Source organism: Pedobacter sp. UYP1, from assembly GCF_040547305.1.
GTDB lineage: Bacteria > Bacteroidota > Bacteroidia > Sphingobacteriales > Sphingobacteriaceae > Pedobacter.
In genome coordinates this window covers 1-16,845 of sequence record NZ_JBEPPL010000026.1, presented here as the reverse complement: position 1 = coordinate 16,845, position 16,845 = coordinate 1, and the positions used below count along the sequence as shown (strand labels likewise).

Sequence of the window (16,845 nt, the reverse complement as noted above, 5' to 3'; positions counted from 1 at the left end):
TGGTCTGGCATCCTATCTTAAATGGTATTTCAGCAGCATTTCTACAGTTTAAATACTTATTGTGTTTTTTACACCAAGGTAGCGTGATGTATTAATGTAGAGGTACTTTCTTTGTTTATAACCCAAATCCACCGGAGATTTAACAAACTATTAACACAAAACCAATAATCAGTATGAAACGAATCTTTACAAAATTTTCTGTTTTAACTTTTCTATGTTTGCTTTTTATTAACGCAGCATCTGCCCAAAACATTACTGTTAAGGGTACCATCACAGATGGTCAGGACAAGACAACAATTCCTGCAGTGAGCGTAGTTGTAAAAGGGACAACCTTAGGAACACAAACAGACGCGAATGGTAAGTATGCAATCAGCGTTCCCGCTAACGGAACTTTAGTATTTACTTATATAGGATACAACACACAGGAGGTTCCTGTAAACAATCAAACTACAATCAACGCATCCTTAGCTTCCAGTTCACAGCAGTTAGACCAGGTAGTGGTAGTTGGTTACGGTACGCAACGTAAAGTTGACGTGACGGGATCAGTAGCCAGTTTGAAGGGAAGTGAAATCTCTAAGCAGGCATCAACTAACCCGGTAAGTGCTTTGCAAGGTAAGATTGCAGGTGTAGCGATTACCAATACAGGTACGCCAGGTTCTGCTCCGCAAATCCGCATCAGGGGTTTAGGTACGATCTTCGGTAATCAGGCTCCTTTATATGTAGTAGATGGTGTATGGTACAGCGATATTAATTTCCTGAATCCTGGTGACATCGAAAACATGAGTGTTTTGAAGGATGCTTCTGCACAGTCGATCTACGGGATCCGTGCGGCGAACGGGGTAGTATTAATTACGACCAAGAAAGGAAAACTAGGTTCAGCGACTACGATTAACTACGATGCTTATGCTGGATTCCAGTCGGTAACGAATAAAGTTAAAATGGCGAATGCAACTGAATATGGAACAGTGATCAATGAGTTGTATACTCAAAACGGTCAGGACCCATTGTTTAAAGATCCTTCAGCTTTAGGAACAGGTACAGATTGGTACAAACAAATTCTACAGGATGCTTTTGTCATGAACCATAATATCTCTATTGCTGGTGGTACAGAAAAATCGACTTATAATGTTTCCCTGGGTTATTTAGATCAGGATGGTATTATCAAAACAAACAACTTCAAAAGATATACTGCAAGAGTATCGAATGACATTCAGATTTTCAAAGATTTGAAAGTAGGTTACAATGTAACTGGTGTTGCAAGTCAATCAAGAGATATTCCTCAGAGCATCTTTCACGAGATGTATTCTGCTTCACCAACCGTATCAGTATTTAATCCTGATGGAACTTATGGTGATCCAAACTTACAGAATTTAGGTGATGGTACTAAATTTAACCCCCAGGCTACGCTTGATTATTTCAATCAGCAAACCAAAGATTATAGAGTTACTGGTAATATCTATGCTGAATTAAAATTCGCAAAACACTTCACTTTCAGAACAAGTGTAGGTGGAGAGTTTGGTCAGATGGAAAACAGGAAATATAACCCGGTTTATTTCGCAACTACAGCACAGAAGAATGATGTAAGTCTTTTGGATCTTAAACGTGTGGAAACCAGAAACTGGATTGTAGAAAACACCCTGACTTATCAGAATACTTTCAATGAAGATCATAGTCTGACTGTATTATTAGGTCAGTCTGCACAGAGCAACAAGGCTTATACAATAAATGCTTCTGCACAAAATGTACCTTTCAACAGTGATGCTGATTTATACTTAAGTTTAGGTGATGCAGCAACAAGAAGTATATTGGATCAGGGATCTCTGATTAAATTTGCTTCTTATTTTGGAAGGGTAAATTATGCTTTCAAGAATAAATACCTGTTAAATGCTTCGATCCGTGCGGATGGTGCTTCTCAATTCTATGGCAATGAAACCTGGGGATATTTTCCTTCGATAGGTGCCGGATGGGTAGTGACGAATGAAGATTTCATGAAAGATCAAACTGTATTCAGCTCTTTAAAGATAAGAGGAAGCTGGGGTAAAGTGGGTAATGCTAGTGTACCGATCAATCCAAGCCAGCTTACCGTTTCTCAAACTGGCCAGCTAATTGCATTTTTTAATGGTCTTCCATCTACTGGTGCAAGTATCGATATGGTTGTACCTCCTGCTATTGTCTGGGAAAAAGGAATTGGAAGCAATATAGGCTTTGAAGCTGCTTTCCTGAAAAACAGATTAACAGTCGAGGGTGAGTATTACACGAGAAAAACTTCAAGAGCTATTTTCGCGATACCTGCGCTGATGTCATTAGGAACTGTAACCAATAATCTGATAGGTAATCAGGCCGACTTACAAAACAGCGGAGTTGAGCTTTCAGCTGCATGGAGTGATGTAACAGGCGGCGGTTTAACTTACTCTATTGGTGGTAACATCAGTTATAATCAAAATAAAGTTACCTCTGTACTTTCAGGTAAAACTCCTATTTATGGAGGTAGTACTGGTTTAACAAATGGTTATGTAGCGAACAGAACAATTGAAGGAAGTCCCATCGGAGAGTTCTTTGGTTATAAAACTATAGGTGTTTTCCAAAATGCAGCTGATGTCTCAAATTCACCAGCACAAGCAGGTGCGCAGCCTGGTGGATTTAAATATGCAGATACAAATGGTGACGGAAAAATCAACTCTCAGGACAGAGTTCCTTTAGGAAATCCTAATCCTAAATATACTTATGGTATTAATACAAGTTTTGCTTATAAAAACTTCGATCTTGCTTTAGATTTCCAGGGTGTGGCTGGTGTTGATGTTTATAACTCTAACCTGGCTTACCGTTTCGGAAATGAGAATTTCACTAAAGATTTCGTAGATAACCGCTGGCATGGTGAAGGTACTTCAAATACCTACCCTTCTGCAAGTATCGGTTCATCAGCGAATTCAGCACCAAACTCTTTCTATGTGAGCAGTGGTTCTTATTTCAGAGTGAGAAATGCACAAATAGGCTATACTTTACCTAAAAGCATTCTGACTAAATGGAAAATCCAAAAGATCAGGTTCTATGCCAATGCACAAAATGCAATCAATTTGTTTGGTTACAAAGGATTCAGTCCTGAAGTCGGACCAATCCCGGTTGATAATGCTGAGAAAATTTTAGCCAGTCAAACCAACTATTTAAATTCTGGTCTTGATGCTAATGTTTATCCGTTATATGCAACTTACAACTTTGGTGTTAACCTTACTTTTTAATCTGAAACATCATGAACCCGACTTGATTAAAATAATTATTGCCCCTCGGGTTTAATAATTATTTTAATCATCAAAGGCTCCATCTTTCAAAAAAAAATAAACAAAGAGATGAAACAAACTAAAAATATTTATACAAAAGCGGTTTTGGGTTTAGGCTTAATCGTCGCTATTGCTGTAATTCCTGCTTGTAAAAAAAGCTTTTTAAATGTACCTGAACAGGGTAAACAAAATAGTGCCGTATTCTGGAAGACAGCAGAAGATGCCGGAAAAGGTGTGAGTGCAATTTATGGTAACCTGCGCTCTTGGGAGAACACGGCTTTCCCTGCCATTGCAATAGAGAGCATGGGTTCTGATGATGCAGAAAAAGGAAGTACTCCTAGTGATGCTAGTTTTTTCAACGATTTCGATCAGTTTAATGTAGATCCTGCACAAGGTAATATCGGTGGTTTCTGGAGCGGACAATACAGAAATATTAACTATGCCAACCAGGTATTGGATAATGTTCCTGCAATTGTAATGGATGAGGCTTTAAAGGCGAGATACCTTGCAGAAGCTAAATTTGTAAGAGCTTTCTCTTATTTCAGATTGGTTCGCGCTTTCGGTAATGTTCCATTGCGTCTGACTACGCCGAAAGATGCGAATGTCGATTACAACTTACCTCAGACTCCTGCTGCACAAGTTTATGCTCAGATTGAAAAAGATCTGAATGAAGCTGCGGAAATTCTGCCACAAACTTATCCAGCTGCAGATAGAGGCAGAGCGACAAAAGGTGCTGCACTTACTTTACATGCGAAGGTAGCGATGTACTTAAAGAAATGGAGTGATGTGGCTACTTATACGAATCAAGTGATGGGAATGGGTTATTCTTTGTTACCTGATTATGAAAAAGTATTCAGACTTGAAAATGAGAACGGACCTGAATCAATATTTGAAATTCAGTGTGTGTTGTTACCTGGAAATCCAGATGCTTCCAATTCTCAATACTCACAAGTACAGGGTGTACGCGGAACCAGTGGTGTAAATGGCGGTGGATGGGGATTCAATGTTCCTACTGCTGATTTAGCTGCTGCTTTTGAACCTGGCGATCCAAGAAGATCAGGTACTATTCTTTTCAGAGGTACTACTACTCCTGAGGGTGATGTAATTCCTAAGGTTGGAGATAACCCGATGTACAACATGAAATCTTATGTCCCTTTCAAATTATATGTAAGTAATTTCAATGAAGGTGCGCAACAAAATGTACGTATGCTTCGCTATTCTGATGTTTTATTGATGAATGCAGAGGCTGCAAATGAACTTGGTAATACTGGTCAGGCTCTATCTTCATTAGAACAAGTGAGAAGAAGAGCTCGTCAGGGTAATCCTGACATCTTACCTGCAGTAACTACGACAGACCAGACAGCTTTACGCGCAGCGATTTACAGAGAAAGACGTGTAGAGTTTGCGATGGAATTTGACCGTTACTTTGACGTGATCCGTCAGGGAAGAGGAACAGCAGTTTTCGGCCCTAAAGGATGGAAAGCTGGCAAAAACGAAGTTTGGCCGATTCCACAGACAGAAGTTGACCTCAGCGGCGGGGTTTTAGTTCAAAACCCAGGTTATTAATTCAAATCAAACACACTAATGAGAGGTTGCCAGGCTGAGCCTGGTAACCTCTTTTAACATCGCTCCGACCCTGTACGTAATTTAAAAGCCAACGATGAAACTAAAATCTTTACTCAGCCTCCTTATTTTAACAACACTTACTTTTCACGCGATAGCGCAAAAGAAAAATGTAGCATTTCAGGGTATTAAAGCTGAAATGAAAATACAGAAAAATCTGAGTGACGACCAGCTTCTTGATTTAGTACAAAAACAAACTTTCCGGTATTTCTGGGATTTTGGTCATCCTGTTAGTGGAATGGCCCGCGAACGTAGTAATGTCGCGTTTGAATATGGCAATGAGGTAGTAACCATAGGCGGAACTGGTTTTGGAGTTATGGCAACTATTGTAGCTGCTGAGCGTAAATTTATCACGCGTGAACAAGCTGCTGCAAGAACTAAAAAAATTGTAGACTTTTTATATAAGGCTGATCAGTTTCATGGTGCTTTTCCGCACTGGCTAAATGGCGAGACAGGAAAAGTGATCCGTTTCAGCCCTAAAGATGATGGTGCTGATATCGTGGAAACTTCTTTACTTTTCCAGGGCCTGTTAACGGCACGTCAATATTATACAGCAGACAATGCTGTGGAGACTGATATCCGTAATAAAATCCTTTGGATGTGGGAAGGCGTGGAATGGAACTGGTTCACACAACAACAAAATGTTTTATACTGGCATTGGAGTCCTAACAACGGCTGGAGCATGAACCATCCGATTAAAGGATGGAATGAATGTTTCATCACTTATGTACTGGCGGCTTCTTCTCCAAAATCTCCTATTGATAAAAAAGTGTATGAAGAAGGCTGGGCAAACAGCAACACGTTCTTCAACGGAAAGAAATTTGAAGGGATTACCTTACCACTTGGCTTTGATTTCGGCGGCCCCTTATTCTTTTCACAATATTCCTTTACAGGACTGGATCCGCGTGGGTTGAAAGATCGTTATGCAGATTATTTTGAACAGAATAAAAACCACACGTTAATCAATCGTGCCTATTGTATAGAGAACCCTAAACATTTTAAAGGTTATGGTGAAAATAGCTGGGGACTAACTGCGAGTGATAGCTGGCAGGGTTATGCGGCACACTCTCCTTCAGAAGACTTAAGTGTGATCAGCCCAACTGCTGCTTTATCAGCATTTCCTTATACGCCTGAATATTCTATGAAAGCTTTGAAACACTTCTATTTTGATCTTGGTGACAAGATTTGGAGTGAGTATGGTTTTGTAGATGGTTTTAGTGAAGAGCATAATTGGTATGCGAAATCACATCTGGCAATTGATCAGGGCCCTATTATCTGTATGATAGAAAACTATCGTAGCGGATTATTATGGAAGTTATTTATGAGCAGCCCTGATGTTAAAAATGGATTGAACAGGTTAGGGATTCAAAGTCCTGCCCTCACTAAATAAAATAGTCATGAAAAGAACTCTGCTGTTGTTATGCTTCTTGATTTCAAGTGTTGCTTTATTCGCTCAGAAAAAGCAGCTGACTTATTGTAATCCGGTTAACCTGGATTATGGCTATACCCCTATCCCTCACTTTACCGAACAGGGAAAACACCGTGCAACGGCAGATCCAGTAATTGTAAATTATAAAGGAGATTATTTCTTGTTTTCTACGAATCAGATGGGCTATTGGTGGAGTTCCGATTTATACAACTGGAATTTTGTTTCCCGTTCATTCCTGCGTCCGGAACATAAGGTGTATGATGATTTATGTGCGCCTTCGGTTTGGATACAAGGTGATACGATGTTAGTTTTTGGCTCTACTTATGCCAAAAATTTCCCGATATGGATGAGTACAGATCCTAAAAAAGATTCCTGGAAGGAAACGGTACATGAGTTTGAAATTGGTGGCTGGGATCCCGCCCATTTTGTAGATGAGGACGGAAAGTTATATATGTACAATGGCAGCAGTAATCAATATCCTTTATATGGCGTTGAGCTGAACCGCAAAACTTTTGCTCCGATAGGAACAAGAAAAGAATTGCTGTTGTTGAATGATGAAAGGTTTGGCTGGCAGCGTTTTGGCGAAAACCTGGACAATACATTCCTTGATCCTTTTATTGAAGGCGCATGGATGACTAAGCATCATGGAAATTATTATTTACAGTATGGTGCTCCTGCCACGGAGTTTAGTGGTTATGCGGATGGTGTAGCAATTTCAAAGAGTCCGCTTGGCCCATTTGAGCATCAGTCATTACCGTTATCTTATAAACCGGGTGGCTTTGCAAGAGGCGCCGGACATGGGGCTACTTTTCAGGACAAATGGAAAAATTACTGGCATGTTTCTACCATAGTTGTCTCTGTAAAGAACAATTTTGAACGCAGGCTGGGTATCTGGCCGGCAGGATTCGATAAGGATGATGTAATGTATATGGATGCTGCTTTTGGCGATTATCCGCATTATCTTCCCAATAAGTCTGCAGATCATTTAAAGTCTGGTTTTACTGGATGGATGTTGCTGAATTACAATAAGCCGGTAGTTGTTTCTTCCACTTTGGGTGGTTATACTGCAAATTTAGCGGTAGATGAAAGTATCAAAACTTACTGGAGTGCGGCAAGTGGTAAAAAGGGAGAATGGATACAGTCTGACCTTGGAAAAGTATCCCTTGTAAATGCGGTACAGCTAAATTATGCGGATCAGGATGCAGAATTTTTAGGAAAGCAGCATGACATTTATCATCAGTACAAACTTTGGTATTCTGTGGATGGAAAAATCTGGAAAATATTAGCGGATAAAAGTGCAAACCGGAAAGATGTTCCGCATGATTATATAGAATTGGATCAGCCGGTTTCTGCCCGATATATCAAATTAGAGAATATCCATATGCCTACCGGGAAATTTGCCATCAGCGGATTAAGGGTATTTGGAAATGGGAATGGGGAAAAACCCGCAGCTGTTAAAGATTTCACGGTTCTGAGAACTGAAAAAGACAAAAGAAATTCATGGATCCGATGGAATACTGTAGCTGGTGCTTATGGATATAATATCTATTTAGGCACTGCGCCTGATAAGTTATACAATAGTATCATGGTTTACCAGGCTAATGAATACTGGTATAAGGGTATGGATAAAGAAAAGCCTTATTACTTCTGTATAGAAGCAATTAATGAAAATGGAGTTTCTGAAAGATCAAAAGTAATGAGGGTCAATTAGAATAAACTTTATAAAACTGAATAACACACGATAATATAATATATTGAAATGAAAACAAAGACTTCCTTATTTTTCCTGGCAGCTCTTTTCAGTGCAAACTCTTTAGTTGCACAACAGAAAAAAGCTGCAAGCGCGACTGACCAGAAGATGAACACGTTCATCGACAATCTAATGTCTAAAATGACAGTAGATGAAAAAATCGGACAACTGAACCTGCCAGCGGTTGGTTTCGATGTAACAGGTCCGATTTTAAGTCAAGGGGTAAATGAAAAGATTGAAAAAGGCCTGGTTGGAGGTGTTTTCAATACATTCACTCCACAAGCAGTACTTAAATTACAAAAGCTTGCCGTGACTAAATCACGTTTAAAAATCCCTTTGTTATTTGGATATGATGTGGTCCATGGTCATAAAACGATCTTCCCTATTCCTTTAGGCTTAAGTGCAAGCTGGGATATGGATCTGATTGAAAAAAGTGCACGTATTGCTGCAAGAGAGGCTAGTGCAGATGGTTTAAACTGGACTTTCTCTCCTATGGTTGATATCGCAAGAGATCCAAGATGGGGAAGAATTTCTGAGGGTTCTGGTGAAGATCCTTATTTAGGTTCTTTAATCGGTGCAGCTATGGTTAGAGGTTATCAGACTAATAGTCTTTCCAATAAGGATGCGATTATGGCTTGTGTAAAACACTTTGCCTTATATGGTGCTGCAGAAGGCGGAAGAGATTACAATACAACAGACATGAGTCTGATCAGAATGTACAATGAATATTTACCTCCTTATAAAGCAGCTATTGATGCAGGTGCTGAAACGGTAATGGTATCTTTCAATGATATTAACGGAACACCGGCTACTGCAAATAAATGGTTGTTAACTGATTTATTGCGTAAAGACTGGGGTTTCAAAGGTTTTGTAGTGAGTGATTACACTGGTGTGAGTGAATTGATTGCACATGGCTTAGGTGATTTACAAACGGTAAGTGCGAGATCTTTGGAAGCTGGGAATGACATGGATATGGTTAGTGAAGGTTTCCTGACTACTTTAAAGCAGTCTTTGAAAGAAAAGAAAATCACAGAAGAAGTGATTGACATGGCCTGCCGCAGGATTCTGGAGTCAAAATACAAATTGGGTTTATTTGAAAATCCATACAAATATGTGAATGAAGAACTTGCAAAAACAGAAATCCTTTCTGCACAAAACAGATTAGACGCAAAGAACATCGCAGCTGCTTCGATGGTGTTATTGAAAAACAACAACCAATTACTACCGTTAAAGAAAAATGCAAAGATCGCTTTAATCGGCCCATTGGCTGATAATAAACGTGACATGATAGGTAACTGGAGTGCCGCTGGTGACTGGAAAAAAGCCATCAGTGTAATTGAAGGTTTAAAAAATGCCGCTCCTGATATGGAGATCACTTATGCTAAAGGTGCGAACCTGGTAGATAATCCAGCAATCTTAAAACAGATCAATGCCAATGGTGCTGATATTACTGCAGATGCAAAATCACCAAAGCAATTAATTGATGATGCAGTCAGTGCAGCTCAAAAAGCTGATATCGCTGTGGTTGTTTTGGGTGAAAGTGCAATTATGGGTGGTGAGGCTACAAGCCGCACAAACCTTGATTTATTACCGAATCAGAAAGATTTATTAAAAGCTTTATCCGCTACTGGTAAACCGATCGTTCTTGTTTTAATGAATAGCCGTCCACTCACACTAGAATGGGAAGATGCTAATGTTCCTGCTATTCTGGAAACATGGTTTAGTGGTACAGAAGCTGGAAATGCAATTGCAGATGTTTTGGTTGGTAATTACAATCCGTCAGGTAAACTGACAGCTACTTTCCCAAGAAATGTGGGTCAGATTCCTCTATATTATAACCACAAAAGTACTGGACGCCCATATGATGGGGTTTCGAATGAGAAATTCAAGTCACGTTATATCGATAGTTCAAATGATCCTTTATACCCGTTTGGTTTCGGATTAAGTTATACCTCTTTCGATTTCTCACCAATTAAATTAGATAAATCATCGCTAAAAAGCGGTCAGACTATCCAAGCAACTGTTACGGTTAAAAACACAGGGAAATTTGATGGTCATGAAGTTGTTCAATTATATCTTCAGGATATTTATGGTTCGGTAACCCGTCCCGTCAAAGAGCTAAAAGGTTTCCAAAAGATCTTCCTGAAAAAGGGTGAATCTAAGAAGATTACGTTTACTATAGACACAGAAATGCTGAAGTTTTATAACTCTGATTTAAAATTTGCAGCTGAATCTGGAGACTTTAATGTCTTTATCGGTTCAAATTCAAGAGACGTTTCAACAGCTAAATTCAGTTTTACGCTTTAAGAATATCATTTCAAAAAGCCTCTCAGCTAATCGTTGAGGGGCTTTTTTTTGTTTAAAAACAAAACACTATCTTTTTATTTTACCTTGATTTATAGCGTCTGTGGTTTTAATATCCGAAATAGAAAAAATAATATTTTTAACTATTGCATTTAATCTTTCCTTTCTTTAGTTTAGATATAGTGTACGAACTACACATATTAAATTGTTTACCAACTATATACACCTATTTATTCACCCTTAAAATAATAATCTATAAAACAGCTTTATAACTAATTATCCCTTCAACTAAACCAAATATAACTTATGCAACGAAATCTACCACTTTTCAAGAGGGTTCTCCTTCTCTTGTGCCTGGGCCTGTCATTCGCTATCGGCGCAATGGCTCAGAGCAAAATCACCGGAAAAGTCATCGGCAGTGATGATAAATTACCGGTCATCGGCGCTTCCATTAAAATCAAAAATGCTCCGGGTGGCACGACCACAGACGGAAATGGTGCATTCGCACTTCTTGTAAAACCAACTGATGTACTCGTTGTTTCCTTTGTTGGATACGGCAGTAAAGAGATTCCGGTTGGCAAACAAACCAATATTAGTGTAATTTTACTAGCCGACAACAACAACCTGACTGAGGTTATTGTAACAGGTTACTCTTCACAACGTAAAAAGGATCTTACAGGTGCTGTAGCAGTGGTGAACATGGGCCTTTTAAAAGCTCAGCCGGCTGCGAGTGCTGTGGAAGCCTTACAAGGTAAGGCAACTGGTGTGCAGATCATCAACGATGGTGCGCCAGGTTCAACACCACAAATCAGAATCCGTGGTATCAGTACAATCAACAACAACGAACCTCTTTATGTAATCGATGGGGTACCATTTGAAGGAAAATTATCATGGCTTAATCAGAATGATATTGAAAGTCTTCAGGTACTGAAAGATGCTTCTTCTGCTTCTATCTACGGATCAAGAGCAAACAATGGTGTTGTAATTATCACCACGAAAAAAGGAGTTGCAGGTGCACCAAAAATCACATTGGATTCTTACTATGGTACTCAGGTTCCAAGGAAAAGCAGTTTTCCAAAAATGATGAATCCGCAGCAATATGCTCAGTATGTATTCGATGGTTATACCAATGCAGGAAAAACTATTGCCGCAGGAACAAATTATGGTTCAGGTACAGTACCTACATTGCCAGATTACCTGGTTGCTGGTGGAAAAACTGGTCAGGATATCACAGCGGCTGATTACGACCCTTCAAAATACAACTATAGCCGTGATCCTGCTTTATTCTATCAAATCACCAAAGCAAACAAACAGGGTACTAACTGGTTTGACGAAATTACAGACGTTGCTCCGGTTCAGAATTATCAGTTAAGTGCTACTGGTGGTGGTGAAAATGCAACCTATACTTTTTCAGGTGGTTACCTGGATCAAAAAGGAACGTTAAAGTATACAGGCTTTAAGCGTTATAATTTCAGATCAAATACTAACATTTCTGCCTTTAATAAAAGAGTACGCTTTGGTGAAAATGCGCAGTATAGCTATTCTGAAGGTTATGGCCTGGGTGTAAATCCAAATACATCCGGAGATTATCAGGATCAGGGAAGTGCAATCAGCTGGGCATATCGTATACCAACAATTATCCCGGTTTATGATATTAACGGAAATTTTGCAGGAAGCCGCGGCAGCCAGTTAGGTAATGCTGAAAATCCACTGGCTTTCCTTTACCGTGCAAAAGACAACAAAAACAAAAGTAACTTCTTCTTTGGAAATGTATATGCTGAAGGAGATATCATACCTGGTCTTGTTTTAAAGACAAATTTTGGTCTGCGTTATGAGAACTTTAATGGGGTATCAATGCGCTATCCAAACCTGGAATTTTCAGAGGGTAACAACTCTAATAACCTGGGTGAATATATGGGTTACAATACAGAATGGACCTGGTCAAATACTTTGAACTATAGTAAAGTAATCAATGAGAAACACAGATTGAATGTGTTACTTGGTACAGAGGCTATCAAATCCAAATCCCGTCAGTTAAATGCAGGCAGAAATGATTTCTTCCTTTTAGGAAACCAGGATTATTATTACCTGAATACTGGTGCTTCTAATTTTAGTAACTCTAGTTATGGTGCAATCGGATCACTTTTCTCTTTATTTGGTAAAGTTGATTATTCTTATAATGACCGTTATTTATTTAGTGCGACCATTCGTCGTGATGGTTCTTCTAACTTCGGAGAGAACAACAAATATGGTTATTTCCCGGCAGCAAGTGCGGCATGGAGAGTTTCTGAAGAGGACTTCCTGAAAAATGTTAAATGGATCTCTGACTTCAAATTCCGTGTAGGTTATGGAGAAACTGGTAATCAAAGAATCCCTTCTAACCAGTATCTCAACAGATTCCAAAGTTCTATTTCTAGTGCAGCCTATGCAATGGGTGGAGGAAATAGCTTAAGTACTGGTGTTTGGCAAAATTCTTATCAAAATCCAGACATCAAATGGGAATCGGTAAAATCTCTTAACGTAGGTATTGACTTTACTTTACTGGATGGTGCATTTGACGGATCGGCAGACTGGTATAATAAAAAAACTACGGATATGCTTTATAACTTACCACAACCCACAAGTGTAGTAGGATTGGGAAATTCACCTTATGTAAATATTGGTGATATGAGTAATAAGGGTATTGAGTTTAATGTCGCTTATCATTATGGAAAAAAATCAGACAGTCCTTTTAAATTTGATGTCGGCCTGAATTTCTCTAAAAACGTCAATAAAATTGTAAAGCTTGCTCCAGGTATTTTCAACCAGGTTTATGGCAATTACAGAAGTTTACAAACAAGTGTACTGCAGGAAGGTGCTCCTTTTGGTTCATTCTATGGTTACCAGACAGCAGGAATTTATCAAAGTGCAGCAGATATTGCTAACAATCCTTCTTATGCTGGAGCAAGGGTAGGTGGTTTACGTTATGCTGATATCAATGGTGATGGTGTAATTGATGCTAAGGACCGTACGATTATTGGAAATCCAAATCCGGACTTCACTTACGGTATCAATTTAAATGCTTCTTATAAAAACTGGGATATTGCAACCTTCTTCTACGGTGTTCAGGGTAATGATCTTTTTGAAGCAACACGTTACTTCACAGATTTCCCATCATTTGACGGTGCTAAAAGCACAAGATTGTTAGATGCATGGAGCCCAACAAATACTTCAAGTCTGATCCCTTCTTCTTATACTGGAGCCTCTGATCTTGAATATACTTCTTCCAGCTATTATGTACAAAAAGGCAGCTTCTTCAGAATGAAGAATATCCAGATTGGTTATTCAATTCCAACAGCTAAAGCATTTGGTCCAAAATCTGGCATCAGCAGAATGAGAGTTTACGTAAGTGCAACCAACCTTTTCACGATCACAAAGTATACTGGTCTTGATCCGGAAGTAAGTCAGACTAGAGATGCTTCTGCTGCTGTTGGAAATGCGGGAGCCCCGGCTGATACGTTTTCAGCACTTGGCGTTGATAAGGGAGTTTATCCTTCACCTCGTCAGTTCCTAATTGGTATAAATGTTGGATTTTAATTAAAAGATACAAAGATGAAACACTTAAAATATATTTTCTTATCCTTTATAATTTGCAGTACCCTATCCTGCAAAAAGTCATTTCTGACGGTTCAGCCCCAGGGAGAGTTGACGGAACCACAAATAACGACACAGGATGGCGTTGAAGGCTTACTGATAGGTGCTTATGGCTTATTAAATGGTAATGTAAACGGTACATGGGGCAATTACGGTGCTGCTCCAAGCCAGTGGTTATTTGGTGAGGTTGCTTCTGACAATGCTCACAAAGGTAGTAGCAACGGTGATCAGCCATTTATGAACGCTATAGAAAGGCACGCACCAACGAGTACAAATGATAATTTAGCAAATTTATGGGACAGATGTTTTGAAGGTATTCAACGCTGTAACAACACCCTGAAAATTTTAGCTTCATTGCAAGGTGGTGCTGGTACTGCAAAATTTACTGATGCACGTGCTAAAGAAATCGAGGGTGAAGCCAAAGTACTTCGCGCTCATTATTATTTCTTTTTAGTAAGGGTGTTTAAAGTTGTTCCTTATGTTACTGAAACTACTACAAGCGGAACTATCGTACCAAACGATAAGGATATTTATCCTAACATTATCGCAGATCTTCAAACAGCAGTAGCAAATCTGGGTACAACGAAACCAAAAGGCCAAAAGGCACGTATGGATAAATTTGCTGCACAGGCTTATCTTGGAAAAGTATTTTTATATCAGAAAAGATATGCTGAGGCTTATGCGCAGTTTAATGCTATCATTGCAGCAAAACCAAGTCTTATCAATTTACCCTATTCAGATAACTTCGATATCACTAAAGAAGATGGTCCTGAATCGATTGTTTTTGTAGAGAACTCTGTAGGAACGGATGGTACAGGTGGAGATAATGGAAACGTGGGCGATATGTTGAACTTCCCTTCTGGAAGTGCACCGATCAACTGCTGTGGTTTCTTCCAGCCAACGATTGACCTGGCTAACGCGTTCAAAGTTGACGCTGCCGGTTTACCATTGTTAGATGGAAGCTACCGTACCAATCCATATATTTCTGATTTAGGTTTAACAGCAGATCAAAAGAAAACCTATGTACTGAATACGGCCTTAGCTTTAGATCCGAGGATTGAATCTACTTTAGGCAGAAGAGGTACTCCGTATCGTGATTGGGGTGTAATGCCTGGTGATGCCTGGATTCGTGATGCAAGTAATGGCGGACCATTTCTTCCGATTAAAAACTCCATTGAAGTTTCTCAGTTCGCCAGCGGAACAGCTCCAGGAAGTCCAAACGTAACTGGATTAAACATTAACCTGATCCGTCTTGCTGATATTTACCTGATGGCTGCAGAATGTGCTGTAGAAACAGGTGACCTTGGAACAGCATTAACATTGGTTAATGCAGTGAGACAACGTGCAGCAAAAATAACACCTCAATTAGCGAACGGCGCACCTACAGCAGCTTATAAAGTAGGGCTTTATCCTTCTTTCCCTAGTGCTGATTACGCTAGAAATGCAGTTCGTTTTGAACGCAGATTAGAGCTGGCACTGGAAGGTCACAGGTTCTTTGACCTTGTACGCTGGGGTGTTGCGAAAACAACGCTGGAAAGCTACTTTAACTTTGAAGGTAAATACTTCGATTACCTGAAAAACATTTCGATTAAACCACGAGATGAGTATTGGCCATTACCACAAGATCAAATTGACAGAAGTAAGGGTCAATTGGTACAAAGCCCTGGTTACTAACCTACAAATGGCTTAGCCATTGAAATAAATATTAATTCATTAAAACCCGCTTAATTTCAAGCGGGTTTTTTTAATTTAGTTCTATGAAGCATTTCAAATTAATTCTCTGGTTCTCCCTCCTGTTTACCCTGCAAACAATGGCTCAGGATTTCAAAAAATACGATAAAGGAAGTTTTATTGACGGCAAGGACAGTATCTCCTACCGTATCTTGTTCCCCGAACACTTCGATCCAAAACAAAAATATCCTGTCCTGTTTTTCCTTCATGGAAGTGGAGAGCGCGGAAATGATAACGAAAAACAATTACTACATGGCGGGAAACTGTTTCTTAGAAAAGATATTCGTGAACAATACCCTGCAATCATAGTTTTCCCTCAATGTTCAGAAGACAGTTTTTGGGCTAATGTGAAGATGGCTTCAGATTCTACCGGAAAAAGAATCTTTGATTATCAAAAACATGGAAAACCTACAAAAGCGATGAAAGCTCTTTTAGGAATGATCGACAATATTCTTGATAAACCCTATATCGATCATCAGCAAGTTTATGTTGGCGGACTTTCTATGGGTGGTATGGGAACCCTTGAACTTTTGAGACGTAAACCCAAAACATTCGCCGCTGCTTTCTCAATTTGCGGAGGTGATAACATTGCAAACGTTGAAAAATACAAACACGTTCCCCTTTGGATTTTCCACGGTGGAAAAGATGATGTGGTACCACCAGCCGGATCTACTGCAATCGCTAACCAGTTAAAAATTATTGGTAAAGAAGTAAAATTTACGCTTTATCCTGATGCAAACCATAACAGCTGGGATTCCACTTTTGCAGAACCAAAGTTTTTGCCGTGGTTGTTTAGTCATAAGAAGTAGTTCTGGAAGGTAATCCCGAAAGCAATCTTCATAGGATTTCCAAAAAGCAATCCTTAAAAAAGCAGTTCTTGAAATAATACAAAAAAGATCGCTGGCAGTTTTCTTCTGACGTTCATGAAGAATGAACAATGTCAGAAAACTATCCAGCGATCTTTTTTTGATACCCGGCTCATTTCTGCGATTCGACAGGGGTTTCTTTCTTTCTTTCTTTCTTTCTTTCTTTCTTTCTTTCTTTCTTTCTTTCTTTCTTTCTTTCTTTCTTTCTTTCTTTCTTTCTTTCTTTCTTTCTTT

At 39.3% G+C, this 16,845-nt stretch carries 8 protein-coding genes; all 8 read left to right on the top strand.

Features of this window, described 5'->3' with window-relative positions; genetic code table 11:
• Window positions 1–173: 173 nt before the first annotated feature.
• The 8 genes from ABIB30_RS26685 (at window position 174) to ABIB30_RS26650 (ending at window position 16,554) form a co-directional block, all read left to right on the top strand.
• Window positions 174–3,236: a SusC/RagA family TonB-linked outer membrane protein gene (locus ABIB30_RS26685; protein WP_354306067.1), complete on the top strand. Its 3,063-nt coding sequence runs from the start codon at window positions 174–176 to the stop codon at window positions 3,234–3,236.
• A gap of 108 nt (window positions 3,237–3,344) precedes the next feature.
• On the top strand, window positions 3,345–4,841 hold the full coding sequence (locus tag ABIB30_RS26680) for a RagB/SusD family nutrient uptake outer membrane protein (RefSeq protein ID WP_354306066.1): 1,497 nt from the start codon (window positions 3,345–3,347) through the stop codon (window positions 4,839–4,841).
• Window positions 4,842–4,935: 94 nt separating this feature from the next.
• A complete protein-coding gene (locus tag ABIB30_RS26675) occupies window positions 4,936–6,288 on the top strand; it encodes a glucoamylase family protein (RefSeq protein WP_354306065.1) in 1,353 nt (450 codons plus the stop codon).
• A 7-nt stretch (window positions 6,289–6,295) separates the two neighbouring features.
• A complete protein-coding gene (locus ABIB30_RS26670; RefSeq protein ID WP_354306064.1) occupies window positions 6,296–8,038 on the top strand; it encodes a family 43 glycosylhydrolase in 1,743 nt (580 codons plus the stop codon).
• A gap of 48 nt (window positions 8,039–8,086) precedes the next feature.
• Complete coding sequence (gene bglX / locus ABIB30_RS26665; protein WP_354306063.1) at window positions 8,087–10,384, top strand: beta-glucosidase BglX; 2,298 nt, start codon at window positions 8,087–8,089, stop codon at window positions 10,382–10,384.
• A gap of 303 nt (window positions 10,385–10,687) precedes the next feature.
• On the top strand, window positions 10,688–13,957 hold the full coding sequence (locus tag ABIB30_RS26660) for a SusC/RagA family TonB-linked outer membrane protein (RefSeq protein WP_354306062.1): 3,270 nt from the start codon (window positions 10,688–10,690) through the stop codon (window positions 13,955–13,957).
• 15 nt (window positions 13,958–13,972) lie between these two features.
• Window positions 13,973–15,688, top strand: coding sequence for a RagB/SusD family nutrient uptake outer membrane protein (locus ABIB30_RS26655; RefSeq protein WP_354306061.1), 1,716 nt, complete (start codon window positions 13,973–13,975; stop codon window positions 15,686–15,688).
• Between the two features lie 83 nt (window positions 15,689–15,771).
• Entirely contained in the window at window positions 15,772–16,554 is a 783-nt protein-coding gene (locus tag ABIB30_RS26650; RefSeq protein WP_354306060.1) for a carboxylesterase family protein, read from the top strand.
• Window positions 16,555–16,845 lie beyond the last annotated feature (291 nt).